At 71.1% G+C, this 23,418-nt stretch carries 24 protein-coding genes; 9 read left to right on the top strand and 15 right to left on the bottom strand.

All coding sequences use genetic code 11. The features are described 5' to 3' along the window. Nucleotides 1–6 precede the first annotated feature (6 nt). Nucleotides 7–717 (top strand): NUDIX domain-containing protein, encoded by a 711-nt coding sequence (locus tag LPA41_RS22485; RefSeq protein ID WP_229072687.1) that lies wholly within the window; start codon nt 7–9, stop codon nt 715–717. Here the strand turns inward: LPA41_RS22485 and LPA41_RS22480 are convergent. From LPA41_RS22480 to LPA41_RS22460, 5 genes are all read right to left on the bottom strand, one after another. After that, the gene (locus tag LPA41_RS22480) at nt 691–1,704 is read right to left on the bottom strand and encodes an AraC family transcriptional regulator (protein ID WP_229072685.1); all 1,014 of its coding nucleotides are present in this window, start codon (nt 1,702–1,704) and stop codon (nt 691–693) included. The genes LPA41_RS22485 and LPA41_RS22480 overlap by 27 nt on opposite strands. A 10-nt stretch (nt 1,705–1,714) precedes the next feature. Then, nucleotides 1,715–2,068 carry a phospholipase gene (locus tag LPA41_RS22475; protein ID WP_229072684.1) on the bottom strand — a complete coding sequence of 118 codons (354 nt, stop codon included), beginning with the start codon at nt 2,066–2,068 and terminating at the stop codon, nt 1,715–1,717. Beyond that, entirely contained in the window at nt 2,065–3,456 is a 1,392-nt protein-coding gene (locus LPA41_RS22470; protein ID WP_229072683.1) for a DUF4331 domain-containing protein, read from the bottom strand. The genes LPA41_RS22475 and LPA41_RS22470 overlap by 4 nt, the downstream gene beginning before the upstream one ends. Before the next feature lie 17 nt (nt 3,457–3,473). After that, nucleotides 3,474–3,755 (bottom strand): hypothetical protein, encoded by a 282-nt coding sequence (locus LPA41_RS22465; RefSeq protein WP_229072681.1) that lies wholly within the window; start codon nt 3,753–3,755, stop codon nt 3,474–3,476. A 96-nt stretch (nt 3,756–3,851) separates the two neighbouring features. Continuing rightward, the gene (locus LPA41_RS22460; protein ID WP_229072680.1) at nt 3,852–4,793 is read right to left on the bottom strand and encodes a lytic polysaccharide monooxygenase; all 942 of its coding nucleotides are present in this window, start codon (nt 4,791–4,793) and stop codon (nt 3,852–3,854) included. Nucleotides 4,794–4,932: 139 nt separating this feature from the next. On the opposite strand from LPA41_RS22460, the gene LPA41_RS22455 reads away from it, so the two are divergent. The 3 genes from LPA41_RS22455 (at nt 4,933) to LPA41_RS22445 (ending at nt 6,092) form a co-directional block, all read left to right on the top strand. After that, nucleotides 4,933–5,301 carry an FKBP-type peptidyl-prolyl cis-trans isomerase gene (locus LPA41_RS22455; protein ID WP_229072678.1) on the top strand — a complete coding sequence of 123 codons (369 nt, stop codon included), beginning with the start codon at nt 4,933–4,935 and terminating at the stop codon, nt 5,299–5,301. Between the two features lie 87 nt (nt 5,302–5,388). Next, entirely contained in the window at nt 5,389–5,574 is a 186-nt protein-coding gene (locus LPA41_RS22450) for a hypothetical protein (protein WP_229072677.1), read from the top strand. Then, complete coding sequence (locus tag LPA41_RS22445) at nt 5,571–6,092, top strand: GNAT family N-acetyltransferase (protein WP_229072676.1); 522 nt, start codon at nt 5,571–5,573, stop codon at nt 6,090–6,092. Before LPA41_RS22450 ends, LPA41_RS22445 begins: the two co-directional genes overlap by 4 nt. A 198-nt stretch (nt 6,093–6,290) precedes the next feature. Here LPA41_RS22445 and LPA41_RS22440 read toward each other — a convergent pair whose 3' ends face one another. Together LPA41_RS22440 and LPA41_RS22435 are read right to left on the bottom strand one after the other, a co-directional pair. Next, nucleotides 6,291–7,178, bottom strand: a complete 888-nt coding sequence (locus tag LPA41_RS22440) for a hypothetical protein (protein WP_229072674.1) — start codon at nt 7,176–7,178, stop codon at nt 6,291–6,293. A gap of 56 nt (nt 7,179–7,234) precedes the next feature. Further along, the gene (locus LPA41_RS22435) at nt 7,235–7,444 is read right to left on the bottom strand and encodes an RNA-binding S4 domain-containing protein (RefSeq protein ID WP_229072672.1); all 210 of its coding nucleotides are present in this window, start codon (nt 7,442–7,444) and stop codon (nt 7,235–7,237) included. A gap of 101 nt (nt 7,445–7,545) precedes the next feature. On the opposite strand from LPA41_RS22435, the gene LPA41_RS22430 reads away from it, so the two are divergent. Then, nucleotides 7,546–8,427, top strand: a complete 882-nt coding sequence (locus tag LPA41_RS22430; protein WP_229072670.1) for a DUF1775 domain-containing protein — start codon at nt 7,546–7,548, stop codon at nt 8,425–8,427. Nucleotides 8,428–8,623: 196 nt separating this feature from the next. On the opposite strand, the gene LPA41_RS22425 is transcribed toward LPA41_RS22430, so the two are convergent. Continuing rightward, on the bottom strand, nt 8,624–9,562 hold the full coding sequence (locus LPA41_RS22425) for an exopolyphosphatase (RefSeq protein ID WP_229072668.1): 939 nt from the start codon (nt 9,560–9,562) through the stop codon (nt 8,624–8,626). A 152-nt stretch (nt 9,563–9,714) separates the two neighbouring features. On the opposite strand from LPA41_RS22425, the gene zwf reads away from it, so the two are divergent. Both zwf and LPA41_RS22415 read left to right on the top strand, forming a co-directional pair. Continuing rightward, on the top strand, nt 9,715–11,208 hold the full coding sequence (zwf, locus tag LPA41_RS22420; protein ID WP_229072667.1) for a glucose-6-phosphate dehydrogenase: 1,494 nt from the start codon (nt 9,715–9,717) through the stop codon (nt 11,206–11,208). A gap of 110 nt (nt 11,209–11,318) precedes the next feature. After that, nucleotides 11,319–11,663, top strand: coding sequence for an STAS domain-containing protein (locus tag LPA41_RS22415; protein ID WP_229072666.1), 345 nt, complete (start codon nt 11,319–11,321; stop codon nt 11,661–11,663). A 5-nt stretch (nt 11,664–11,668) separates the two neighbouring features. Here LPA41_RS22415 and LPA41_RS22410 read toward each other — a convergent pair whose 3' ends face one another. Together LPA41_RS22410 and LPA41_RS22405 are read right to left on the bottom strand one after the other, a co-directional pair. After that, the gene (locus LPA41_RS22410) at nt 11,669–12,511 is read right to left on the bottom strand and encodes a hypothetical protein (RefSeq protein WP_229072665.1); all 843 of its coding nucleotides are present in this window, start codon (nt 12,509–12,511) and stop codon (nt 11,669–11,671) included. Nucleotides 12,512–12,660: 149 nt separating this feature from the next. Continuing rightward, nucleotides 12,661–13,710: an ROK family protein gene (locus LPA41_RS22405; RefSeq protein ID WP_229072663.1), complete on the bottom strand. Its 1,050-nt coding sequence runs from the start codon at nt 13,708–13,710 to the stop codon at nt 12,661–12,663. Nucleotides 13,711–13,825: 115 nt separating this feature from the next. Here LPA41_RS22405 and LPA41_RS22400 point away from each other — a divergent pair, with 115 nt between their 5' ends. Both LPA41_RS22400 and LPA41_RS22395 read left to right on the top strand, forming a co-directional pair. Beyond that, nucleotides 13,826–15,343, top strand: coding sequence for a DUF1800 domain-containing protein (locus tag LPA41_RS22400; RefSeq protein WP_229072662.1), 1,518 nt, complete (start codon nt 13,826–13,828; stop codon nt 15,341–15,343). A 14-nt stretch (nt 15,344–15,357) separates the two neighbouring features. Continuing rightward, entirely contained in the window at nt 15,358–16,581 is a 1,224-nt protein-coding gene (locus tag LPA41_RS22395; protein ID WP_229072661.1) for a DUF1501 domain-containing protein, read from the top strand. Between the two features lie 183 nt (nt 16,582–16,764). Here LPA41_RS22395 and mmsB read toward each other — a convergent pair whose 3' ends face one another. The 5 genes from mmsB to LPA41_RS22370 form a co-directional block, all read right to left on the bottom strand. Next, nucleotides 16,765–18,015: a multiple monosaccharide ABC transporter permease gene (gene mmsB, locus LPA41_RS22390; RefSeq protein WP_229072659.1), complete on the bottom strand. Its 1,251-nt coding sequence runs from the start codon at nt 18,013–18,015 to the stop codon at nt 16,765–16,767. Beyond that, on the bottom strand, nt 18,012–19,547 hold the full coding sequence (gene mmsA / locus LPA41_RS22385; protein ID WP_229072658.1) for a multiple monosaccharide ABC transporter ATP-binding protein: 1,536 nt from the start codon (nt 19,545–19,547) through the stop codon (nt 18,012–18,014). Before mmsA ends, mmsB begins: the two co-directional genes overlap by 4 nt. A gap of 82 nt (nt 19,548–19,629) precedes the next feature. Beyond that, nucleotides 19,630–20,757, bottom strand: a complete 1,128-nt coding sequence (gene chvE / locus LPA41_RS22380; RefSeq protein WP_229072657.1) for a multiple monosaccharide ABC transporter substrate-binding protein — start codon at nt 20,755–20,757, stop codon at nt 19,630–19,632. Between the two features lie 26 nt (nt 20,758–20,783). Continuing rightward, nucleotides 20,784–22,268, bottom strand: a complete 1,485-nt coding sequence (araA, locus tag LPA41_RS22375; protein WP_229072656.1) for an L-arabinose isomerase — start codon at nt 22,266–22,268, stop codon at nt 20,784–20,786. A 137-nt stretch (nt 22,269–22,405) separates the two neighbouring features. Continuing rightward, complete coding sequence (locus LPA41_RS22370; protein WP_229072804.1) at nt 22,406–23,389, bottom strand: LacI family DNA-binding transcriptional regulator; 984 nt, start codon at nt 23,387–23,389, stop codon at nt 22,406–22,408. Nucleotides 23,390–23,418 lie beyond the last annotated feature (29 nt).

The raw sequence follows: 23,418 nt of genomic DNA, 5'->3' as shown, positions 1-23,418 counted from the left end.
GTCGGGATGAGCCGGGCGCACGCCACCTTCGAGATCGCCGTGGATCTCGTCGTACTCACCGTCCGCGACGGACGGCTCGCCGTGCTGCTCATCGAGCGGGGCAACGAGCCGTTCCGCGGCCGGCCGGCGCTGCCCGGCGGGTTCCTGCGGGCCGGCGAGGACCTGCTCGACGCCGCCGCCCGCGAACTCGCCGAGGAAACCGGGCTGCGCGGCATCACCCCGGACCTGCGGCAGGTCGCCACCTACGCGGCGCCCGGCCGGGATCCACGCGGGCGGGTGGCGACGGTGGCGTACCTGGCGATCCTGCCCGACCTGCCGGTGCCGACCGCGGGCACCGACGCCGCCATCGCGCGCTGGGCGCCGGTCGGCCCCGGCCCGGACGGGCTTGCCTTCGACCACGACCGGATCCTCGCCGACGCCGTGGAACACGCGCGCCGCCTGCTGGAGGACACCCCGCTGGCCACCGCGTTCTGCCGGGAGCCGTTCACCGTGGCCGAGCTGCGGGGCGTTTACGAGGCGGTGTGGGGGGTGGCACTCGACCCCCGCAACTTCCACCGCAAGGTCACCGGGGTGCCCGGTTACGTGGAACCCACCGGAGACCTGCGCAGCCTTCCCACCGGCCGGCCGGCGGCACTGTTCCGGCGCGGGCCGGCCGAGGCGTTGTACCCACCCCTGCAACGGCCCCGCCGGTCACTGCCGGCCCCGCAGGGTGACTGACGGGGAGACCCCGAAGCGGTCCCGATAGGCGCCCGCGAACCGGCCCAGATGGGTGAACCCCCACCGGTACGCGACCTCACTGACGCTCGCCCGCCCCGGATCGGTACGGGACAGCTCGGCGTGCACCCCGTCGAGCCGCAGCCGGCGCAGATAGGTGAGCGGCGGCACCCCGACGTGCTGCCGGAACGACTCCTGCAGAACCCGCACGCCCACCCCGGCCACGGTGGCGAGGTCGCTGATCGTGTAGGCCCGCCAGGGCTCGGCGTGCATCACGTCCAGCGCGCGTTTCACGGTGCGGGGGCGTAGCGGGCCCTGCAACCCGGCCGGCTCCTCGCCGTACGGGTGCTCCACGCTCAGGGCCAGCCCGCTCACCACCATGTCGCGCCAGCGGGCCGCCATCCGCGGCTGGCTGGCCAGCCCTTCGGGCCCGCGCAGCTCGGTCAGCAGCAGGCGGACCAGCGCCGCCCAGGTCCGGCCCGGGCCGTCCACCAGGTCGAAACTGGCGCCCACCGGCAGCGGCGACACCACCCGCTGGTCCAGGGACGCGTCCAGCTCGCGTTCCAGCGCGCCGCGGTCCACCTTGACGCTGAGCAGCCGGCAGCTGCCCGGCCACTCCAGCTCGATGTCGCCGCTCGGCCGATATACCACCGCGCGGGTCGGGTCGGCCCAGACCACCGCGCCCCGATGCCGGGACCGCAGCATGCCGGTCAGCGGGACGAGCACGTGGTACGCCGTCTCCAGCGACCCGATGGACAGCCGGATGTCCGTCCCGTAGCCCACCTCGCCGACCGTGATCGGGCCGAGCAGCACCACGTCCGCGTCGAACGAGAAGCGCGTCAGGTCGCCGATCGGCTCGATCTGCAGCGGGCCATAGTAGAGCTTGCGGCAGAACGCCCGCGCCTCGTCCACGTCGGTGGTGCGCAATCCGACGTGGACCGGGGTGTCCGCACCGGGCGCCGCCGGGCCCCGGGGGTGGCCGCCTGCCATGGCGTCCAGACTAGACCGGAACCGGTGTCCTCCCGGGGACAGCGACAGCGGGCCAGGTGAACTCGGCGACCGTGCCGCCCCGCACCTCCACCTCGGCCAGCGGGGTGTCGCCCTGCTGCCACACCAGGTACCGGCCCTCGGGCAGCGCGTCGAGGACGACGCAGAAGGTGACGCCGCCGCGGACGAACCGGGCGCGGACCGCGGCATGCGTACGGTCCTGCGGCGCACCGGCCGGGCTCACCTCGATCTCGTGGCCGTGCAGCCGGCCCGGGGTGTAGATGATCAGCGCGCCGATCCCGCCGCCGATGTTCAGCATGACCGTGCCCTGTCCGGACGGGGCGAGCGTGTGGTGGTGATGGCTCACGAGGGGTTTCCGAATCCGTCGAAGGGGGTGCCCAGGTAGGGGAACTTCTTCAGCAGGCGGGCACCGGTGTCCTTGATGCCCAGGCCCTGTTCCACGAGCGCGGCCGCGGCGTCCGGCTCGAAGTCGGCGTCGACGAGCGGCACGGTGACACCGGCGATCGCCCGCAGCGAGATCGACACCACGTCGTCGGCGATGCGCCGGCCGTTCGGGAAGCCGGCCAGGTCGCCGCCGAGCAGCCCGAACTTGTTCGGCTTGCCGGTCGGCGCGACGGCCGTGTTGAGGCGCAGCATGTCGGCCTGCAGCTCACCGGTGTTGTTCTGGAAGTCGTCGATCAGGCCGTCCGGGATGCCGGTGAGCAGGATCGCGAGCAGGTCCGCCCGGGGCGCCTTCGTCTCGTTGAGCGCGGCCAGGTTGTCGAACAACCCCGGGTAGAGCGCCGGCAGCAGCGCGCCCAGCTCCGGGGTGGCGACGAACTCGGCGAACCGCTTGTCCTCGCTCGGCGGCAGGCCGTTCCACCGGTCCTTCTCCGCCATCGGCACGATGACCTCGTTGAACAGCGGGTTGCCCAGCCGGGACACCTGGACGGTCGGCCCGACCACGACGTCGCTGCCGTCCTTGCCGCTGCGGATCTCGACCTGACGCCGGCTCGCGGACGTCCAGACCCCGATCACCGCCCCCGGGTCCTTGGCGCGGACCCGCTTCTTGCCGTCCCGGCGCACCATGTGCAACGGGATCTGGATCGCGATGCTATGCACGTTCGTCTTGTCGGTGGCGTTCACCGCCTTGCCGGCGTAGTTGAACAGGTTCTGCCCGACCAGGTGCTTGTCCTGGAACGGGCGCAGGGTGCCGAGGTCGAAGATGGCGCCCAGGTCGACGAAGAACGCGTCGGCGCGCTGACCGGCGAAGACCTTCTCACCGGTCTTGAGCTGGTGCACCGCGTCGGCGGCCAGGCCGTCGTAGTCCGGGATGGAGAGCGGGCCGACGTTGCACGGCGGGCAGGGCAGGCTCTTCGCGAGGACCGTGCTCTTGCCCGCGGAGTCGACCTTGGTGACCGAGTAGAACTGCCGCCGGTTCCAGTTCTCGCTGTCCAGCGATTCGATCGGGCCGGTGTTGTAGAGGAAGGTGCGGTCGTTGCGCAGTTCGGTGCGGAAGCGGAACTGGTACGTGATGTCCGGGCGGGCGTCGCCGTTCACGTCGACGTGCACCTCGTAGAGGACGTCGTCGCCGAACTCGAAGAAGTTCGGCCCGCTCGCCGGGGGCTGGAGCGGCACGTAGTTGGCGATCAGGGTGACCGTGTCCGGGTCGTCGGGGCTGACGAAGGCGTACAGGTCGGAACTGTCGGCGACCGGATCTTTGCTGATCTCCGGGGCCTCGCGGTGTGAGGACATGCGCGTTCTCCTGACGGTCAGCGGCCGGCGGCTTTGAGCACCTGGGCGGCGAGGTCCCGGTCGGTGATCGTGAGCCGCCGGTCGCCGGAGAAGACGTCGAAGGTGCCCTTGTCCGCGTCGCGCAGCGACAACACCAGCGGTGTGCCGTTCCCGGAGTCCCGGCCGCCGCTCTCCCCGGCGAGGCTCAGGCCGGCCACCGAGACGGCGGACACGCCGACGCCCGTCGCGGCGAGGGCGAGCACCCGGCGGCGGGACAGCCACGGGCGGCGGGACGGGGCGCGGTAACGAACACGACTCATGCTTGGCCTTTCGTCGTCAAGGGGGCCGGACAGGCGGTGCATCGTCGACGCCCGTCAGTACGAGATCGACAGTGCGGCGGTTCAACCCGGATTCCGTCAGATCCGGCGCCGCCGCAGCCGCCCGAGGCCCGCACCCGCCGCCACCAGGGCGGCCGCCGTGAGCGCTCCCACGATCAGCCAGTGCCCGAGCGAGGCCGTGCCGTCCGTTTTCTTCCCGGCGGTCACCAGAACCGGCGCCTCGGTCGTCGGCTCCGGCGTCCCGGTCACCGGTTCCGGTGTCGGGGACGCCGCTCCCCCAGCCGGTCCTGCCCCAGCCGGTTCCGCCGCCGGGCTCGACCTCGCCGGGCTCGCCGCCGTGCCGGCCGGCCGGGACGACGGCGGCGCCGTGGTCTTGCGAGCCGCCGCCTTCTTGACGACCGGTTCTGCGAAGACCAGGTCGGAACAGGAGTAGTAGGTGTCCGGCGTGCTGGACGTCTCCCACACCACGTAGAGGATGTGCCGCCCGGTCCGCTCCGGCAGCCGCACCCGCATCCGGTACGCGCCGTCGGTCAGCGGCGGATCCTTGACCTCGGCGAGCGGCTCGGCGCCCAGATCGTCCCAGGTCAGCTTCTTCGCCGGGTCGTGACCCGGATCGGTCACATAGATCCGGAAGCTGCCCTGGTGCGGGATCGTCCCCCGGTAGCTGATCGCGAGCCGCTGACCGGACCGCACCTTCGTGGCCGGGAAGTCGTCGCGGGCCAGGTCCAGACCCCGGTACGCGTCGAGACCACCACTGCACAGCTGCCCGTCCGGAACCCGCCGGCGGTCCTTGCCGTCCACCCCGGCGAGCCGCAGATTGTCGTACGCCCCCAACCGCCCGCCGGTGGCCTCGCGCGCCGCGACACAGGCCGCCGCACCGGTCCGGGTGCCGTTGCCGGCGCAGGCAGCGGTCCGGCTGATCGGCGTGACCGGCGAGCCGTGGGCGCGCGCGGCGGCGGGCACGGCGGGCACGGATGCCAGGGCCAGCAGGCCCACGACGGCGAGGCGGCGGACGAACACGGGGTCTCCCCTTACGGCGGCACGGCGCGGCCGGGCGATTTCCCGGCCACCCGGGGGTACGTACTTCGGGCACCGCTCGTTCAGCGGCGGGGAAGCTGTGATTGCATGGCCGATGTCCGGTAAGAAATCTGGAGGATTCATGAACAAGCCTGACGTCGGTCCCATCCCCGAGACCCCGGCCAGCGAGCTGCTGATCGAGGACATCGTCGAGGGTGACGGCCAGGAGGCGAAGCCCGGCGAGTTCGTCAGCGTGCACTACGTCGGTGTCGCCCAGTCCACGGGCAAGGAGTTCGACGCCTCCTACAACCGCGGCGAGCCGTTCGGCTTCCGGGTCGGCGGCCAGCAGGTCATCGCCGGCTGGGACCAGGGTGTGGCCGGCATGAAGGTCGGCGGCCGCCGCCGGCTGATCATCCCGCCGCACCTGGGTTACGGCGCGCGGGGCGCGGCCGGTGCCATCAAGCCGAACGAGACGCTGGTCTTCGTGGTGGATCTGCTCGAGGTCCACTGACCGACCTCACGCGGGCCCGCCCGGGAGCACCGGGCGGGCCGCGCCGAACACCGGCTTTTCGCAACCGTACGGGTTCACGATGAACTCATGGCTCAAGAACATCACACCGAGGAACCGCTGAAGTTCCACGGCGACAAGCTGGCCGAGGCCTTCGTCCACGCGCACCTCGCCGACGCGCCCCCGCTGCCCGAGCACCCCGCCGACCGGCTGCCGTCCCGGCACCCCGCCGCGGACCGGAACAGTCAGGTCAGGCAGGCCTACCATGCGGTGTGACCACGGTACGAACCGTTCCCACGGCTGACCTCGACCCGCGCGCCCGGGTCGCCCTCCGCGAACTGCTCGACCTCGCCTTCGACGGCGAGTTCGCCGACGAGGACTGGGATCACGCGCTCGGCGGCCTGCACATGATCGTCGCCGAGGGCGGCCGCCCGGTCGCCCACGCGGCCGTCGTGCAGCGCCGGCTCCTGCTCGGCGACTCCTCGCTGCGCTGCGGCTATCTGGAAGCGGTGGCCGTACACCCGGATCGCCGCAGGCGCGGCCTCGCCGCCGCCGTCCTCGCCCGCGCCGAGCATGTGATCGACAGCTCCTTCCACCTGGGCGCGCTCTCCAGCTCGGACGAGGGGCGGGCGCTCTACCTGGGCCGGGGCTGGCAGCCGTGGACCGGCGGGACCGCGGTGCTGGCGCCCTCCGGGGTGACCCGGACACCCGAGGACGACGACAGCACCCTGGTCCGCGGCCTCAGCGGGAGCGGCGTCCTCGTCTGCGACTGGCGCGACGGCGACGTCTGGTGAGTTCCGGCCAGCGGCACGGCGGCCACGCGAGGCCGGCGCCCGGCGCGGCGCCGCCCGGGACAGCACCGCCCGGCGCGGCGCCGTCCGGGGCAGCACCGCCCGGGGCAGCACCGCCCGGCGCGGCGCCGTCCGGGGCAGCACCGCCCGGCGCCCGGTCGCCGGATGCGAACGGCTCCTCGAACGGCTCGTCGAACGGGCTCACTCGGCCCTCCGCAGCGACTCGCAGCCGGACTCGTCGGGCAGCAGCGGCCGGAACGTGACCGACCACTGCTTGCCGCCGGAGACCCACGGCGTCTGCTGGTTCGCCTTCTCGGCGGCGGCCCAGACGTCGTCCTTGCCGGCGCCGGAGGCGACCACGCAGCGCACGTCCACGTTCTTGTCCAGTTGTTCTCCCGGCAGCGCCGGGCCCGGCCAGTCGATCGGCTTGCCGGCCAGCCCGTCACCGTTGTCGGTCCACGGCCGGGCGATCGCGGCGACCTGCTCCGGCCGGTAGGGCTCGGAGTCGCCGCTGAGCCCGGTCAGCTTGTCGATGAAGCCGCGCAGCTCGGTGCGGGCGGCCTGGTGCGCCGGGGTCAGCGAGGTGTCGTCCGGCTGCGCCTCGTTGAGGGCGACCACGTCGACGGTCTCGGTGCCGTAGCCGGTGACCACGGTGACCTCGGTGCTCGGGACGTCGGCGACGTTCGGCGTGCCGAAGTCGGCGCCGGTCGTCACACCGGCCTGCACCGCCTGAGCGGTCAGCTGCTTCACCTGCTCCGGCGTGATCTTCTGGACCTGGAGGTTGGGCAGGGCCGGGCCGGGCGCGACGAGCGGCACCGGCCCGTCCGTGATCACCCGGCCGTCGGCGTAGACGCTCACCTGCGGCAGCCGGCCCACCAGGAGCTGCGGCGGGACGAAGCCGCCCCGGTGCCGCACGCGCAGCACCAGGGCGTCGGCCGCCGGCGCGGCGCCGCTCTCGGTCACCGGCTCGGCGGCGGGCGCGCCGGCCTCGGGGCCGGTCGCGGCGGGCCGGGCACAGGCGCCCAGCAACAGAAGGGGAATGGCGGTGGCGGCCAGCAGGCCGCGTGCGGGGATTCGGGTTCGGGTCATAACGGGTACGACGAGACGACAGTCACCCGGGTTCCGCCCAGTTCCGGATCTTCCCCCTATTCGACGACCCGGGCCTGCCGGCCGAGGACCTCCACCACGTCACCGGGCTGGAGCTGACGGCCGCGGCGCACGTCCACCTCCCCGTTCACGGTCACGTCGCCGGCGGCGATGAGGACCTTGCCCTCGCCGCCGGTCTCGATGAGGTCGGCCAGTTTGAGGAACTGGCCCAGCCGGATCATGTCGCCACCGATGGGCACGTCTCGCATGGCCCCATCATCGGGCACCGGAAACCGAATCGAAAACTTCCCGGCCGTCGTTGAACCATCTCGTCCGGTGATCCGAACTACATGTCGTGAGGCATCTGGGGATGGCCCGCCGTGCGGGCGTGCTGACCGTGGCGACCGCTGCCGCCGTGCTCTCCGTCGCCGGTCCGGCGGCGGCTGACGTCACGGTGAGCCCGGCGAGCGCGCCACAGGGCAGCGGAGAGAACCTGACCTTCCACGTGACGAACGACGGCAGCACACCGATCACCGAGGTCACGCTGCGGATCCCGGGCGACACGCCGATCGCCGAGGTGTACCCGCTGTCGGTGGACGACTGGGCGCCGCGGATCGAGTGGCGCAAGCTGAGCCGGCCGGTCGCGCAGATCCACGGCGCGACGCCGGTCGACGAGGTGCCGAGCGCGGTCACCTGGATCGCGATGAACGGCACCTCCATCGCGCCGGGCAGATCGGCCGACCTGACCGTGGCCGTCGGGCCGCTGCCGTCGCTGAGCTCGGTCAGTTTCGCCCTGGAAGCCAAGCACGCGGACGGCTCGGCCGCGCCGTCGATGCCGGCGGCGGCGCTGACGCTCACGCCGTCCGACTCCGCGGCCGCCCCGAACCACCACGGCGGCGCGGCCGGTACCGGCCAGGCACCGGGTCTCTCGCCCGCGGAGGAGGCGGCGTACGACGCCATCCTCGCCGGCGACAAGGGTCCGTCGGTGCTGTCGATCGGCGGCTGGGTGGTCGCGGCGCTGGCGCTGATCGGGGCCGGATGGGCGTTCCTGCGCAACCGGCACCGGGCGCCCGAACCGGCGCCGTCGCCCGCCCCGTCGCCCTCGTCACCGTCCGGCGAACCGGAACCGCAGGACAACGGCCCGGAAGCAACCGCCGCCGAGAACGGGGGCGCTGCCGGGGACGGTGTCGCTGCCGGGGACGACAAGGAGCCGGTTGCCGCCGGCACCAGCAAGTGGGCCTTCAAGGGCTGAACAGACTCCCACGCAGGCCGGGTCCTGCGATCGGGAAACCTCACGCGGGTGGGCGTGAGGACGTCGTGGGTGAGCGCGTGGGGCGCGAACCCGCGACCAGCGGGTGGGGCCCCGGGCAAGGTCCGTGATCCGCGCGCCGGGCGGCCGTCCCCTCATCGGGGCGGCCGCCCTCTCGCGTTCCCGGGCGGGACGGCCGTCAGACCGCCACCACGCGTTCGGTGCGCAGCGCGTCGATGATCTCGCGCTCCACCCGGTCCGATTCGTCGTGCGGGACCTGACAGGTGCCGGCGGCGATGTGACCGCCGCCGCCGTACCGCAGCATCACCTCGCCGATGTCGACCGGTGAGCTGCGGTCGAGGATCGACTTGCCGCAGGCGAACACGGTGTTCAGCTTCTGCCGGCCCCAGATGATGTGCACCGAGACCCGGGCCTCGGGGAAGAGCGCGTACACCATGAACCGGTTGCCGGCCTCGATCACCTCTTCGTCGCGCAGGTCGACGATCACCACGTCGCCGTCCGTCCGGCAGACCCGGTGCAGCTGCTCCACGAAGCGGGCCGAGCAGTCGTGGAAGAGCTGGGCGCGCTCGGCGACGTCCGGCAGGGCGAGGATCTCGTGTACGTCCTGGTGCTCGATGCAGGCGTCGATGAGCTGCATCATCAGCTGGTAGTTGGAGATCCGGAAGTTGCGGAAGCGGCCGAGCCCGGTACGGCTGTCCATCAGGAAGTTGAGCAGCGTCCAGCCGGCCGGGCTGAGGATGTCGGTGAGGGTGTAGTTCGCCGAGTCGGCCTGGTCGACCGCGTACATCAGGTCGTCGGAGACCTGCGGGAACCGTTCCTTGCCGCCGAAGTGCTCGTAGATCACCCGGGCCGCCGAGGGTGCCTCCGCGTCGATCACGTGGTTCTCCCGGTCGCCCTGGTTGCGCAGGGTCTCCGAGTGGTGGTGGTCGAAGACCATGTGGGCGCCCGGCGCGTACGGCAGGTTGGTCAGGATGTCCCGGTCGGTGATCTCCTCCACACCGTCCTGCACATCCTTGGGGTGCACGAACTTGATGTCGTCGATCAGGTCCAACAGCCGCAGCAGCACCGCGCAGACCAGACCGTCGAAATCGCTGCGGGTCACGAGCCGGTACTTCACGGGTCCCCCTCGGTTGCCAGACCTTTGGTCCCAGTTTGCCACTTTTTTCGGTATGGCCCTGCTCGCATCGCGGTATGGATATGAACCACGGCCCGGGGAGCGCCGTAAGGTCGAACGGACGGCAACAACCCCGGTCGGAGGACACGCAGACCATGGACCAAGCACCTCAGCTCATCCAGGAGCGCAGCGCCCCGCCAGCCACGCTGGTGATCTTCGGTGCCTCGGGTGACCTGACCCGCCGCAAGCTCCTTCCGGCGGTCGAGAGCCTGGCCCGGCACAACCGGCTTCCCGACCAGTTCGCCCTGGTCGGCGTCGCGCGCACGCCGATGAGCGACGAGCAGTTCGCGGACAGCGCGCTCGGCGGCCGCAGCCTGGCCGAGAAGCGGCAGCTGGCCGGCGGGGTGCGCTACGTCGCCGGCGGCTACGACGACCCGGAGACCTTCAAGCGCCTCGCCGAGGTGCTCGACGAGCTGGACGCGCAGCGCGGCACCTCCGGCAACCGGCTGTTCTACCTCTCCACCCCGGCCGGCGCCTTCGAGCCGGTGATCAACGGGCTGGCCGGCGCCGGCCTCAACATCCAGACCGAGAACACCTTCTCCCGGCTGGTCATCGAGAAGCCGTACGGGCGTGACCTCGCCACCGCCCGCGAGCTCGACGGTGTCGTGCACGGCGCGTTCGACGAGTCCCAGGTCTTCCGGATCGACCACTACCTGGGCAAGGACACCGTCCAGAACGTGCTGGCCCTGCGCTTCGCCAACTCGATCTTCCAGCCCATCTGGGACCGGTCCTGGGTCGACCACGTGCAGATCACCGTCGCCGAGACGCTCGGCGTCGGCACCCGCGGCGGCTTCTACGAGCACGCCGGCGCCATGCGCGACATCGTGCAGAACCACGTGCTCCAGGTCCTCGCGCTCGCGCTGATGGAGCCGCCGGTCTCGTTCGAGGGTGAGAACCTGCGCAACGAGAAGGTGAAGCTGCTCCAGGCCATCCGCCTGCCCACCGACCGGGACATCGCCGACGCCGCCGTGCGCGGGCAGTACACCCGGGGCGGCACCCGCGAGGAGCTGATGGCCGGCTACCGCGAGGAGGTCGGCGTCGACCCGCTGTCGCGCACCGAGACGTACGCCGCGATGCGCCTGAACGTGGACAACTGGCGGTGGGCCGGTGTCCCGTTCTACGTGCGCACCGGCAAGCGCCTGCCGGCCCGGGTCACCGAGGTGGCGCTGCAGTTCCAGCGGCCGCCGCACCTGCCGATCCCGACCAGCCAGCTCACCGAACTCGACGCCGACGCGCTGGTGCTGCGCATCCAGCCGAACGAGGGCATCTCGCTGCGCTTCGGCGCCAAGGTGCCGGGTCACTCGTTCCGGGTGCGGACCGCGACGATGGACTTCTCGTACGAGAACACGTTCGTCGAGGAGTCCCCGGAGGCGTACGAGCGGCTGCTCCTGGACGCCCTGATCGGTGACGCGTCGCTCTTCATCCGCAGCGACGAGGTGCAGCAGTGCTGGCGGATCGTCGACCCGATCATCGAGCACTGGGACAAGGACAACTCGCCGATCCCCACTTACGAGGCCGCCTCGTGGGGCCCGACCGACGCCGACCGGCTCATCGGCCGCAACGGCCGCAAGTGGCGGAACGTGGCCTGACGAACACTGCGGCCGGGTCGCCTGCGACAGTTGGCGGGCTCGCATAGGGTGGTCATCAAGTTCGATACCCCGCGAGCCCGCCCCCGGCCCCCGTTCCGAAAGTCACGCATATGCAGGTCTCGGTCGCCCACCACCCACCGAACACGGCCGTCCTCGTCCTGCGCGGTTCGCTCGACATCGACACCGCGCCGGCCCTCAAGGCCAACCTCGGCCGCCTCGTCGAGAGAGCCTCCCCCCGCGTCGTCGTCGACGTCTCCGGCCTCGACTTCTGCGACTCGATGGGCGTCGGCGTGCTCGTCACGGCACACGGCCGCGCCACCGAGCGAGGCGGCTGGGTCCGCCTCGCCGCCCCGTCCGGCTTCCTGCGGCGGCTCTTCGCCACCCTCGGCCTGACCGAGTACCTGCCGATGTTCCCGGACGTCGCGACAGCCCTGACGGACGACCCCACGACCTGACGTCGTCAACCGGGGTGTCCGGGCCGCATGGTGCTGAGCTGGAAGACGAAGACGTCCCCCGACCGGCAGCCGGGGTTCCGCCAGGTCGTGCACTGCCGCCCCGCCGTGTCCGGAACGACCGACAGGACGCCCCGGCCCGACCTCTCCGTGACGGCGACGGAACGCCCCGGAGGTGGCACGAACGTCACCGCCATGTCCGTCCCCGAGTCGGTCACGCCGTCCGGCCGTTCTCTGATGCGCCAGGTCAGCTCGTCGTGGCCTTGCTCGCGCAACGGCCGCCACAGGCCGGGTGAGACGTAGTCGGTCACCCAGCGGCACGGCTCGTGCACGGCCGGGCGGAACAGCGCAAGCACCCGCATCCGCCCCGTCGTCCGGATCGGCATCACCTCGACGTGCACGTTCTCCGGCGACAGCACTCGCGCCGAGAAGTTCATCCGGCCGAACGCGGGTCCGCCCCCGTCCCCGCCGATGACGGGGCTGAAGGAGCGATAGCGCAGTGGCGCCTCCGGCGAGGTCAGCACCTCGCACCGGACGGTGTCGCCCGCGTTGTCCGCTCCGATGTTCATGGTCAGATGGAACGCCTCGGCGAAGGGGGCGTCAGCGGTATCGACCAGATAGCTGAGCGCCTCACGTAACGCCTCGCGCTCCCGCGCCATCCGTGCCGGGAGCACAACTACCGCATGCCGGGCGAGGCCGCCGAGGAGCAGCACGACCGAGACAGCACAGATCACCAGGAGCGCGGCACGACCCGGCCCGCTCGCCACTAGCTGCGCGGCGCCCGAGGCCAAGGCGAGCGCGATGGAAAGGAACAGCCACGCCGCCCGGCCTGGCTGGGTTCGCTCCCCCACCGCGCCTCCCGGGCCGCCCGCCGACGTGTGCCCTGTCGCACTACAACGTAGCGGTTGAGCGGAAGGTCCGGAATCGCTGGACCGGCCACGGCCGCATGGCGAACAGGGGCCTGGGCCGCGCCGGTGCCGGGCGCCTCGGGGTGGGGTGTCTAGCGTTTGCCGGTGGCGACCGCGTCCAGGGCGGCCACCGCGGCGCCGCGGGCGCCGGCCATGTCCAGGTCGGGGACCAGGGCGAAGGTGGCCGCCCGTTTCTGCTCCTCGCGGAGCTGGGTGTGCTCGCGGACCGTGTTGAGGAACCACTGGCGGAAGTGTGGCGCCGCCTCGACGACGCCGCCGCCCAGGAAGTACGCGTCCGGATCGGTGAAGTTGGCGGCGATGGTGAAGAGTTTGCCGATCGCCTTGGCCTGCTGGGTGAAGACGGCGATCGCGAGCGGGTCGTCCTTCTCGCCGTACCCGCGCAGCAGCTTCGCCGCCCGGTCGACCGGCTCGGCGGCCAGGGGGTGCTCGGGGAAGCGGGTCAGCCAGTACGGCAGCAGGTTCTTCTTGATGCCCGTCAGCGACGCGATGCTCTCCACGTCGCCCTCGAAGCCGCAGTTGCAGGCCGGGACGAACTGGTCGTCCTCGAGGACGCCGTGCAGCGGGATCTGGACGTGCCCGAGCTCACCGGCCATGCCGGCCGCGCCCCGGATCACCTTGCCGCTCTCCACCACCCCGCCGCCGAGGCCGGTGCCGACGATCGCCGAGACCGACGACTTCTCCAGCGCGGCCGTGCCGAAGTGCCGGTGGTGCGCGTAGAGGGCGGCCGCGTTGGCGTCGTTGTTGTAGATCACCGGCAGGCCGAGCCTGGCCTCCAGCGCGCCCCGGATGTCGAAGCCGTGCCAGGAGACCTGGTTGAAGTTGGTGGCGCCCTTGGACGAGATGACGCCGTGCGCGCTGGCCGGTCCGGGTGTGTCCAGGCCGACCGCCCGGACCAGCGACAGCGGGGTGCGGGTCAGCTCCAGGATGCCGGTGAACGCGGCCGCCAGGGACTCGACCGCCGACTCCGGGCCGTCGAGGACCCGGCTCGGATTCTCCACCAGGCTGCTCACCAGGAACTGCCCGGTCGCGTCGAGCACCGTGGCGTTGTTGCAGGTGCCGCCGTTGTCCAGCCCGACGACGACCCAGGAGGACGGGGTCCGTACCGCTTCAGCCTGATCCACGGGCATGAGCCTACGACGGCAGCCCCGCCGCGGTCACGGGTGCAGGCGGATTGCGGAACCGTTAGTCACGGTTGCTACGGCGCGGCGGGTCCGCCGGCGGGCCGAACCAGAGGGCATGACCAGCCGTCGTACCGTCCTCGCCGCCGCTGCCGCCGCTCCCGCCGCCCTGCTGCTGGAGGAGGCACCGGCCCTCGCGGCCCCGCAGGCGGCCTCGCGGGCGGTGGCGACGCTGGTGGACACCGACCCGGTCGCGCACCTGGTCCGCCGGGCCACGTTCGGCGCGACGCCGGCGGTTCTGGCGCAGGCGCGCAAGCTGGGCGCGGCGGGCTGGCTGGACCGTCAGCTGGCGCCCGCGACGATCGCCGACGGCGCCTGCGACGCGGTGCTGCGGCGGCTTCCGCTTGCCGGGGCGAGCCCGGCGACGGTGCGCGCCTCGCTCAAGCAGCACTCGTACGACGCCTTCGGCCAGCTGGGCCGCGCGGCGATCGTCCGCGCCGCGTGGAGCGAGCGGCAGCTGTTCGAGTCGGTGGTGATGTTCTGGGCGAACCACCTGCACGTGACGGCGCCGTCCAGCGGGGTGTGGGACACCCGGAGCGACTACGACGCGCAGGTGCTGCGCAAGCACGCCTTCGGACGGTACGCGGACATGCTGAAGGCCGCCGCCCGCCACCCGGCCATGCTGACCTACCTGGACCAGCGGTCGTCGACCAAGGCGCACCCGAACGAGAACTACGCCCGGGAGCTGATGGAGCTGCACACCGTCGGCCTGGTGTACGGCGAGGCCGACGTCCTCGCCGCGGCCCGGCTGCTCACCGGGATGACGGTCGGCAAGTCCGGCGGCTACGTCTACGACGCGTCGCGGCACGCCACCGGTGCCGTCGACGTCCTCGGGTTCCGGCACGCCAACGACAAGGCCGACGGTGAGGCGGCAGCGCTCGCGTTCCTCGACCACCTGGCGCGGCACCGGGCCACCGCGGAGCGGATCGCCACCAAGCTGTGTGTCCGGTTCGTCGCCGACGAGGCACCGGCGTCGCTCGTCGGCCGCCTCGCCGACGTCTACCTGAAGAACGACACCGCGATCGTGCCGGTGCTGCGGGCCCTGTTCACCTCGCCGGAGTTCGCGGCGTCCGCCGGCCGTAAGACGCGCACCCCGTTCGAGGACATGATCGCGGCGATCCGGGCGCTCGGCCTCGGCCCGGAGCGGGAAGGGACCAAGGCGCTGGACGCGCTCTACAACGCCATGGTCGACGCGGGGAACGCGCCGTTCCGGTGGGCCGCGCCGAACGGGTACCCGGACATCGCCGCGGCCTGGGCGTCCCCGGCCGCCTTCGTGCAGCGGTGCAACCTGCACCTGAACCTGGCCACCGGCTGGTACCCCAAGCAGCTCAACCGGCCCGCCGACCTGCTGAAGTCGCTGGTCCCGGTGCTGCCGGCGACGTACGGCGCCCTCGTCGACGCGCTCGCGGTGCGGCTGGTCGGCGCGAAACTGCCGGCGGCGCACACGGCGGCCGTGCTCAGCGTCGCGTCAAAGATGCCGAACACCCCGTTGACCGGAAATGACAAGTCGCTCGCGGGCGCCGCGCCGTACCTGATCGCGCTCGTCCTGGACGCGCCCTCCTTCCAGCTGAGGTGAGCATGGTCTCCTGTGTGGAACACGCCAACCTGGTCCGGCGCCGTTCGCTCCTCGGCGGCGCCCTCGCCGGTGCGGCCGGGGTGGCCGCCGCCGGCACGCTCTCCGTCGACCTGGCGTTCGCGGCGGCACCGTACGCCGGCGACACCCTGGTGGTCGTCTCGCTGCACGGCGGGTTCGACGGCCTCTCCACGATCGTCCCGATCGGCGACCCCGACTACTACCGGGCCCGGCCCACCATCGGCGTGCCGAAGAGCCAGGTGATCGCCGGTGACGGCACGTTCGGCCTGCACCCGGCGCTGGCACCGCTGCTGCCGGCCTGGAAGGCCGGCACACTCGCCGCCGTGCACGCGGTCGGCCAGCCCGACCCCAACCGCTCCCACTTCGCCGCCATGGAGGCGATGGAGAACGCGGCGCCCGGCTCGTCGGTCCGCAGCGGCTGGCTGGACCGGATGCTCGGCGTCACCGGCAACACCGCCCCGCTAGCCGGGGTCTCGCTGGGCGACGCCATGCCGTCCCGCCTCTTCGCCGGCGCCACGAACGACGTGTCGATGCGCTCCGTCGACACGCTCACCCTGGCCGGCGACGGCAAACGCCCGATCGCCGCGGCCCTGCGCGCCATGTACGCCGACGCGCCCGCTCACCTGTCCGCCCCCGCGCAGGCCGCCGACCGGGCCCTGGCCGCCGTCGGCCGGACGCGCACCGTCGCCGCCGGCACCGGCTATCCGGCCACCGACCTGGGTGCCGCCCTGCGCGACGTGGCCCGCATCATCAAGTCCGGCGCCGGGCTGGTGACCGCGACCGTGGACTGCGGCGACTGGGACATGCACGAGAGCCTCGGCCCGGCCGTCAAGGGCCAGCGCATGCATGACAACCTGACCGAGTTCGCCGAGGCGGTCGCGGCGTTCACCGCCGACGTCGGACCGACTCTGATGAAGCGCGTGACAGTCCTGACGATCAGCGAGTTCGGCCGGCGCGTCACCGAGAACGCCTCGCACGGCGTCGACCACGGCCACGGCAACGCGATGCTGCTGCTCGGCGGCGGGATCCGGGGCGGCAAGGTCTACACGCAGTGGCCGACGCTGGCGCCGGGCGCGCTGGTCGCCGGCGACCTGGCGGCGACGACCGACTACCGGGCGGTGATCGGGGAGGTGCTGCAGAAGCGGTGCGGGCTGGGTGACCTGTCGGCGGTCTTCCCCGGCGTCAAGCCGACCAGATTCGGCCTCGCCGCAGCCCGCTGAAGCCTCGAGCCACGGCCCGCCGCACCCTCGCCGCAGCCCGCTGAACCGCGCCACCGCGTACGCCCAGAAAAAGAGCCGGCGCCTCATGATGAGGCGCCGGCCCTTGCGCCGCCCTGCCAAGGCCCTGTCAGGGCGGCTGGTTTGTCCGTGCGGCCGTCTCGGCGACCGCGTCGTGGGGATGTGTCAGCGGGAGGCGGCGGTGCGGCGCTTCGACCAGACGTCGAAGGCGACCGCGGCGAGCAGGACCGCGCCCTTGACCAGCATCACCTGTTCGGACTGGGCGCCGAGCAGGCCCATGCCGTTGTTGATGACACCCATGATGAGGCCGCCGGTGATGGCGCCCACGACCTTGCCGACGCCGCCCTGGACGGCCGCGCCACCGATGAACGCGGCCGCGATGGCGTCCAGCTCGAAGCTGTTGCCGGCGGTCGGGTTCGCCTGGTTGAGGCGGCCGGCGAAGATGATGCCGGCGAGCGCGGAGAGCACGCCCATGTTGACGAAGAGCCAGAAGACGACCGACTTGACCTTGACGCCGGAGAGCGTGGCGGCCTGCAGGTTGCCACCGACGGCGTAGATCTGGCGGCCGAAGACGGCCCGGTTGGTGATCACGGTGTAGCCGACGACCAGGACCGCGAGCAGCACGAGCACCCACGGCAGGTTGCGGAAGCGGGCCAGCTGGACGATCACGTACATGATCAGGACCGCCGGGACGGCGACCTTGGTGATGAACAGCCAGAGCGGGTCGACGACCTGGTTGTAGCGCAGCCGGGCGGCGCGGGCGCGCCACTGCACGAACGCCATGGCGACGACGACGGCGAGACCGACCAGGATGCTGAACAGGTCGGCGCCGCCGAGCGGGCCGAGCGCGATGTTGTTCAGGAAGCCGGGGGTGAAGCCGTTCGCGAGGGTGCGGATCTCCTCGGGGAACGGGCCGATGCCCTTGTTGCCGAGGATCATCAGGGTGACGGCACGGAACAGCAGCATGCCGGCGAGGGTGACGATGAAGGCCGGGATGCCGAAGTAGGCGACCCAGTAACCCTGCCAGGCGCCGATGAGCGCGCCGAACAGCAGCGTGGCGACGAGCGCGATCGGCCAGGCAACTCCCCAGTCGACCATCATGACCGCGGAGAACGCGCCGCAGGCGGCGACGACCGAGCCGACCGAGAGGTCGATGTGCCCGGCGATGATGATCAGGATCATGCCGATCGCCAGAACCAGGATGTACGAGTTCTGGACGATGATGTTGCTGATGTTCTGCGGCGCGAGCATGTCGCCGCCGGTGAGCACCGTGAACAGCGCCACGATCAGCGCGAACGCGATGTAGATGCCGCTCTGCTTCAGGTTGAAGTTGAGCTTGAAGGGCGCCTTGCCACCAGTGGCACCGGCCGGCCCCTTGCCGACGGTGAGGTCGGCGTTGGTAGGTGCGACCGTCACGGCGCGACCTCCTGTTCTTCCTTGGTCATGAGGGTCATGAGGCCCTCTTGTGTCGCCTCGGCCCGGTTGACCTCACCGGTGATGCGGCCGGCCGAGAGGGTGTAGATGCGGTCACAGATGCCGAGCAGCTCGGGCAGCTCGGACGAGATGACCAGGATGGCTTTGCCTTCGTCGGCGAGCCGGTTGATGATCGTGTAGATCTCGTACTTCGCACCGACGTCGATGCCCCGGGTCGGCTCGTCGAGGATCAGTACGTCCGGATCGGTGAAGATCCACTTGGACAGCACGACCTTCTGCTGATTGCCGCCGGACAGCTTGCCGACGACCGACTCGACGGTCGGCGCCTTGATGTTCATGCTGGTGCGGTACTCGTCGGCAACCTTCCGCTCCTCGTTGCCGTCGACCCAGCCACCCTTGGCGAGCTTCGTCAGCGCGGCCGCGGAGATGTTGCGCTTGATGTCCTCGATGAGGTTCAGCCCGTACCGCTTGCGGTCCTCGGTGGCGTACGCCAGGCCGTTCTCGATCGCCTCGCGTACCGTCCGTGCCTTGATCTCCTTGCCGTCCTTGATCAGACGCCCGGAGATGTTCACGCCGTAGGAGCGGCCGAAGACGCTCATCGCCAGCTCGGTGCGCCCGGCGCCCATCAGCCCGGCCAGGCCGACGATCTCGCCGCGCCGCAGGGTGAGGTTGGCGCCGCGGACCAGGGCGCGGTCCGGCTGGGTGGGGCTGTGGACGGTCCAGTCCTCGATCCGCAGGACCTCTTCGCCGATTCTCGGCTCGTGCTCCGGGTAGCGGTGCTCGAGGTCGCGGCCCACCATGCCCGAGATGATCTTGTCCTCGGTCAGGTCGGCGGTCTCGGCGGTCCAGATCGTCCTGCCGTCACGCAGGATGGTGACCCGGTCGGAGACGCTCATGACCTCGTTCAGCTTGTGCGAGATGATCACGCAGGTGATCCCCTCGTCACGCAGACCGCGCAGCAGGCCGAGCAGGTGCTCGGAGTCCTCGTCGTTCAGCGCGGCGGTGGGCTCGTCCAGGATCAGCAGCTTGACCTTCTTGGAGAGCGCCTTGGCGATCTCCACCAGCTGCTGCTTGCCCACGCCCAGGTCGATGACCGGTGTCACCGCGCTCTCCGCCAAGCCCACCCGGCGCAGCAGCTCGTCGGCCGCGTGGTTGGTCCGGTTCCAGTCGATGAAGCCGCGCGAGGCCTGCTCGTTGCCGAGGAAGATGTTCTCGGCGATCGACAGGTTCGACGCGAGCGCCAGCTCCTGGTGGATGATGACGATGCCGCGGTGCTCGCTGTCGCGGATGCCGGCGAACTCGCAGCGCTCGCCGTCGAACTCGATGTCACCGGAGTAGGTGCCGTGCGGGTAGACCCCGGACAGCACCTTCATCAGGGTCGACTTGCCGGCCCCGTTCTCGCCGCAGATGGAGTGGATCTCTCCTCTGCGCACGTCCAAGTTGACGTCCTGCAACGCCTTGACACCCGGGAACGTCTTGGTGATGCCGCTCATCCGCAGGATCGTGTCGGTCATGGACCCTCCTATGGGCCGTGTCGCATCTCAGCCGTGAAGCCCGCGCCCCGCCCGCGCGATGACGGGCGGGGCGCGGAGCGGGTCACTTCAGCTGGTCGGCCGTGTAGTAACCGGTGTCGACGAGCTGGGCCTGGTAGTTGGCCTTGTCGACGATGATCGACTCGAGGAGCTGCGCGGGGACGACCTTCACCCCGTTGTTGTAGTCCTTGTTGTTGTTCGTGGTCGGGGTCTGGCCCTTGAGCACCGCGTCGGCCATCTCGCCGGTCACCTTCGCCAGCTGGCGGGTGTCCTTGTAGATGGTGGAGTACTGCTCGCCCGCGACGATCGACTTGACCGAGGCGACCTCGGCGTCCTGGCCGGTGACGACCGGGTACGGCTGCGCGCCGGTGCCGTAGCCGTTCGACTTCAGCGCCGAGAGGATACCGATCGAGATGCCGTCGTACGGGGAGAGGACGCCGTCGACCTTCGTACCACCCTTGTAGGTGGAGGTCAGCACGTTCTCCATGCGCTTCTGCGCGGTGGCCGGGTCCCAGCGCAGGGTCGCGACCTTCTCGAACGTGGTCTGGCCGCTCTTGACGACGATCGTCTTGGAGTCGATGTACGGCTGCAGGACGCTCATCGCACCGTTGAAGAAGAAGGTGGCGTTGTTGTCGTCCGGCGAGCCGGCGAAGAGCTCGACGTTCAGCGGGCCCTTGGCGCCGGCGTCGCTGCCGTCGGCGTTGAGGACCTTGAGGCCGGTCAGCAGCGAGGTGGCCTGCTGGACGCCGACCTTGAAGTTGTCGAAGGTGGCGTAGTAGTCCACGTTCGGGCTGTTGCGGATCAGCCGGTCGTACGCGATGACCGGGATGTTGTTGGCCTTCGCGTTCTCCAGCTGCGTGGTGATCGCGGTGCCGTCGATCGACGCGATGATCAGGAGCTTCGCACCCTTGGTGATCTGGTTGTCGAGCTGCTGCGTCTGCGTCGGGATGTTGTCCTCGGCGTACTGCAGGTCGACCTGGTAGCCCAGACCCTCGAGCTGCTTCTTCAGGTTGTCACCGTCGGCGATCCAGCGCTCCGAGGAACGGGTCGGCATGGTGATGCCGACCAGGGCGCCGGCGTTGTCGCCGCCGGAGGCCTCCTGGTCGACGGTCTTCTCGGCGGAACCGCACGCGGCCATCGTCGCGACCAGGGAGGCAGCGGTCAGGACCGCCGCGAGCCGGGGGTATTTCACTGTGGATCTCCTCTTTGAGAGCGGTCTTACAGAGGCCGGTTGAGGCGGTGGTACGCCTGGTTCCAGCGCACCCGGTCGGCGAAGTCGGCCGGGGTCGTGCGGTTGTCGATCATGAGAAGCTCGGTCTGGGCCATCTCGGCGAAGTCGCGGAGGGTCTCCGCGCCGACCGCCTGGGTCAGAACCGTGTGGTGCGGGCCGCCCGCGGTGATCCAGCACTCGGCCGACGTGGAGAGGGACGGTGCCGGCTTCCAGACCGCCCGGGCCACGGGCAGGTTCGGCAGCGGCTCGTCCGGCGGAATCACCTCGATCTCGTTGGCCACCAGGCGGAAGCGGTCGCCCATGTCGGCCATGCCCATCACCACGGCCGGACCGGACGCCGCGTCGAAGACGAGCCGGACCGGGTCCTCCCGGCCGCCGATGCCCAGGGGGTGGATCTCGGCGCGCGGCGTGGCGGACGCGATGGACGGGCACACCTCGAGCATGTGCGCGCCGAGGATCTTAGGCTCGCCGGGCCCGAAGTGGTAGGTGTAATCCTCCATGAACGAGGTGCCACGCCCGGTTCCGGAACCCATCGCCTTCACGGTGGCGACGAGGACCGAGGTCTTCCAGTCGCCTTCACCGCCGAAGCCGTACCCGTCGGCCATCAGCCGCTGGACCGCGAGGCCGGGCAGCTGACGCAGGCCACCGAGGTCCTCGAAGTTGGTGGTGAAGGCGCCGAAACCGCCCTCCACCAGGAAGCGCCGCAGGCCGGCCTCGATGCGCGCCGCGTAGCGGAAGGAATCCTTGCGCCCGGCCAGGGCGTCCGAGATCTCGTAGCGGTCGGAGATCTGCGCGACGATGTCGTCGACCTCGGACTCCGCCGCGGCGTCCACGTACTCGACGAGGTCGTTGACGCCGTACGTGTTCACCGAGACACCGAAGCGCAGCTCGGCCTCGACCTTGTCGCCCTCGGTGACCGCGACGTCGCGCATGTTGTCACCGAAGCGCGCCACCCGCAGCGACCGCAGGTGCTGCCAGCCGAGCGCGGCCCGGGCCCAGGACTCGATCCGGGCCACGATCGCCGGGTCGGAGGCGTGCCCGGCGACCACCTTGCGCGGCACCCCGAGCCGGGCCTGGATGAAACCGAACTCGCGGTCGCCGTGCGCGGCCTGGTTCAGGTTCATGAAGTCCATGTCGATGGACGACCAGGGCAGCGAGACGTTGTGCTGGGTGTGCAGGTGCAGCAGCGGCTTGCGCAGCGCGTCCAGGCCACCGATCCACATCTTGGCCGGCGAGAACGTGTGCATCCAGGCCATGATGCCGATGCAGTCCGGGTCGGCGTTGGCCTCCAGCATGAGGCGCTTGATGGCGCCCGAGTCCGTCAGGACCGGCTTGCCGACGATTTCGGCAGGCAGGCCGCCGGCGGCCAGGGTCCGCTGGATCTCAGCGGACTGGTCGGCCACCTGCTGGAGCGTTTCCGGACCGTACAGGTGCTGGCTTCCGGTGAGGAACCAGATCTGTGGTTGCGACATCAGGGGTGTACCTCCGAGGGGGAGCCGGGAGGTGGCGGCGGCCACACTCCGGCAGAGCGAGGCTTAGTGTTATCGCTAACAAAACTGGTGTCAACAGGCCTCGGCAACAAGGAGGTAACGGCTCATTAACCGAGTACCTATAAGGGCCGCCCGACGCTTTCCCGGACCACCAGGCGGGGTGGCACCACGATGTGCTCGGGCGTCTCGGCCTCCGCCCGCATCTGGCCCAGGAGCAGGCCCAACGCCGCCCGCGCCACGTCGCCGAACGCCTGCCGGACGGTGGTCAGCGGGGGAATGAAGAAGGCCGCCTCCGGGACGTCGTCGAAACCGACGACACTCACCTCGTGCGGCACCCGCCGGCCCCGCTCGTGCAGCGCGCGCAGGATGCCCAGGGCCAGGTGGTCGTTGGCCGTGAAGATGGCGGTGACCTCGGGCATCCGGGCCAGCATCTGCCCGGACCGGTACCCCTCGGCGGCCGACCAGTCGGCCGACAGCAGCGGCGGCACCTCCGCACCGGCCTCCTCCAGCGTCTCCCGCCAGCCCTGGATGCGGCCGGCCGAGTCGAACCAGTCGGTCGGGCCGGAGACGTGCCAGACCGTTTGGTGCCCCGCGTCGAGCAGGTGCTTGGTGGCGGCCCGGGCGCCGGCGACCTGATCCACCGTGACCAGCGGACGGCCGCTGGCCGGGTCGCCGTCGATGAAGACCACCGGCACGTCGGACGGGATCTCGGCGAGCGCCTCGGCGGCCGAGGCCACGTTGGCGATCACCACGAGCCCGGCCACCCGCTGGTCCAGGTGCCGGTCCACCACCGACGAGATGGAGGACCGGTCCAGCTCACGGACGCTGCCGACGCTCACCGCGAAACCGGCGTCGGCCGCGGCCTGCTCGAACTCGGTGAGCATCGAGGCCGGGCCGTAGAGCGTGCTGTTGCGGGCCACCACACCGATCAGCTGGGACCGCCCGGTGACCAGGGCGCGCGCCGCCCGGTTCGGCCGGTAGTTCAGTTCGGCGATCGCCGCACGGACCCGGATCCGGGTCTGCTCCTTGACATTCGGGTGGTCGTTGAGAACGCGAGATACAGTCTGGTGGGAGACACCGGCCAGCCGGGCCACATCGGTCATCGCCGGGCTTCGGGCTACCTTGTCCACTT

Source organism: Actinoplanes sp. DH11, from assembly GCF_020873875.1.
Classification (GTDB): Bacteria; Actinomycetota; Actinomycetes; order Mycobacteriales; family Micromonosporaceae; genus Actinoplanes.
This window is presented reverse-complemented; position numbering and strand designations above follow the sequence as displayed.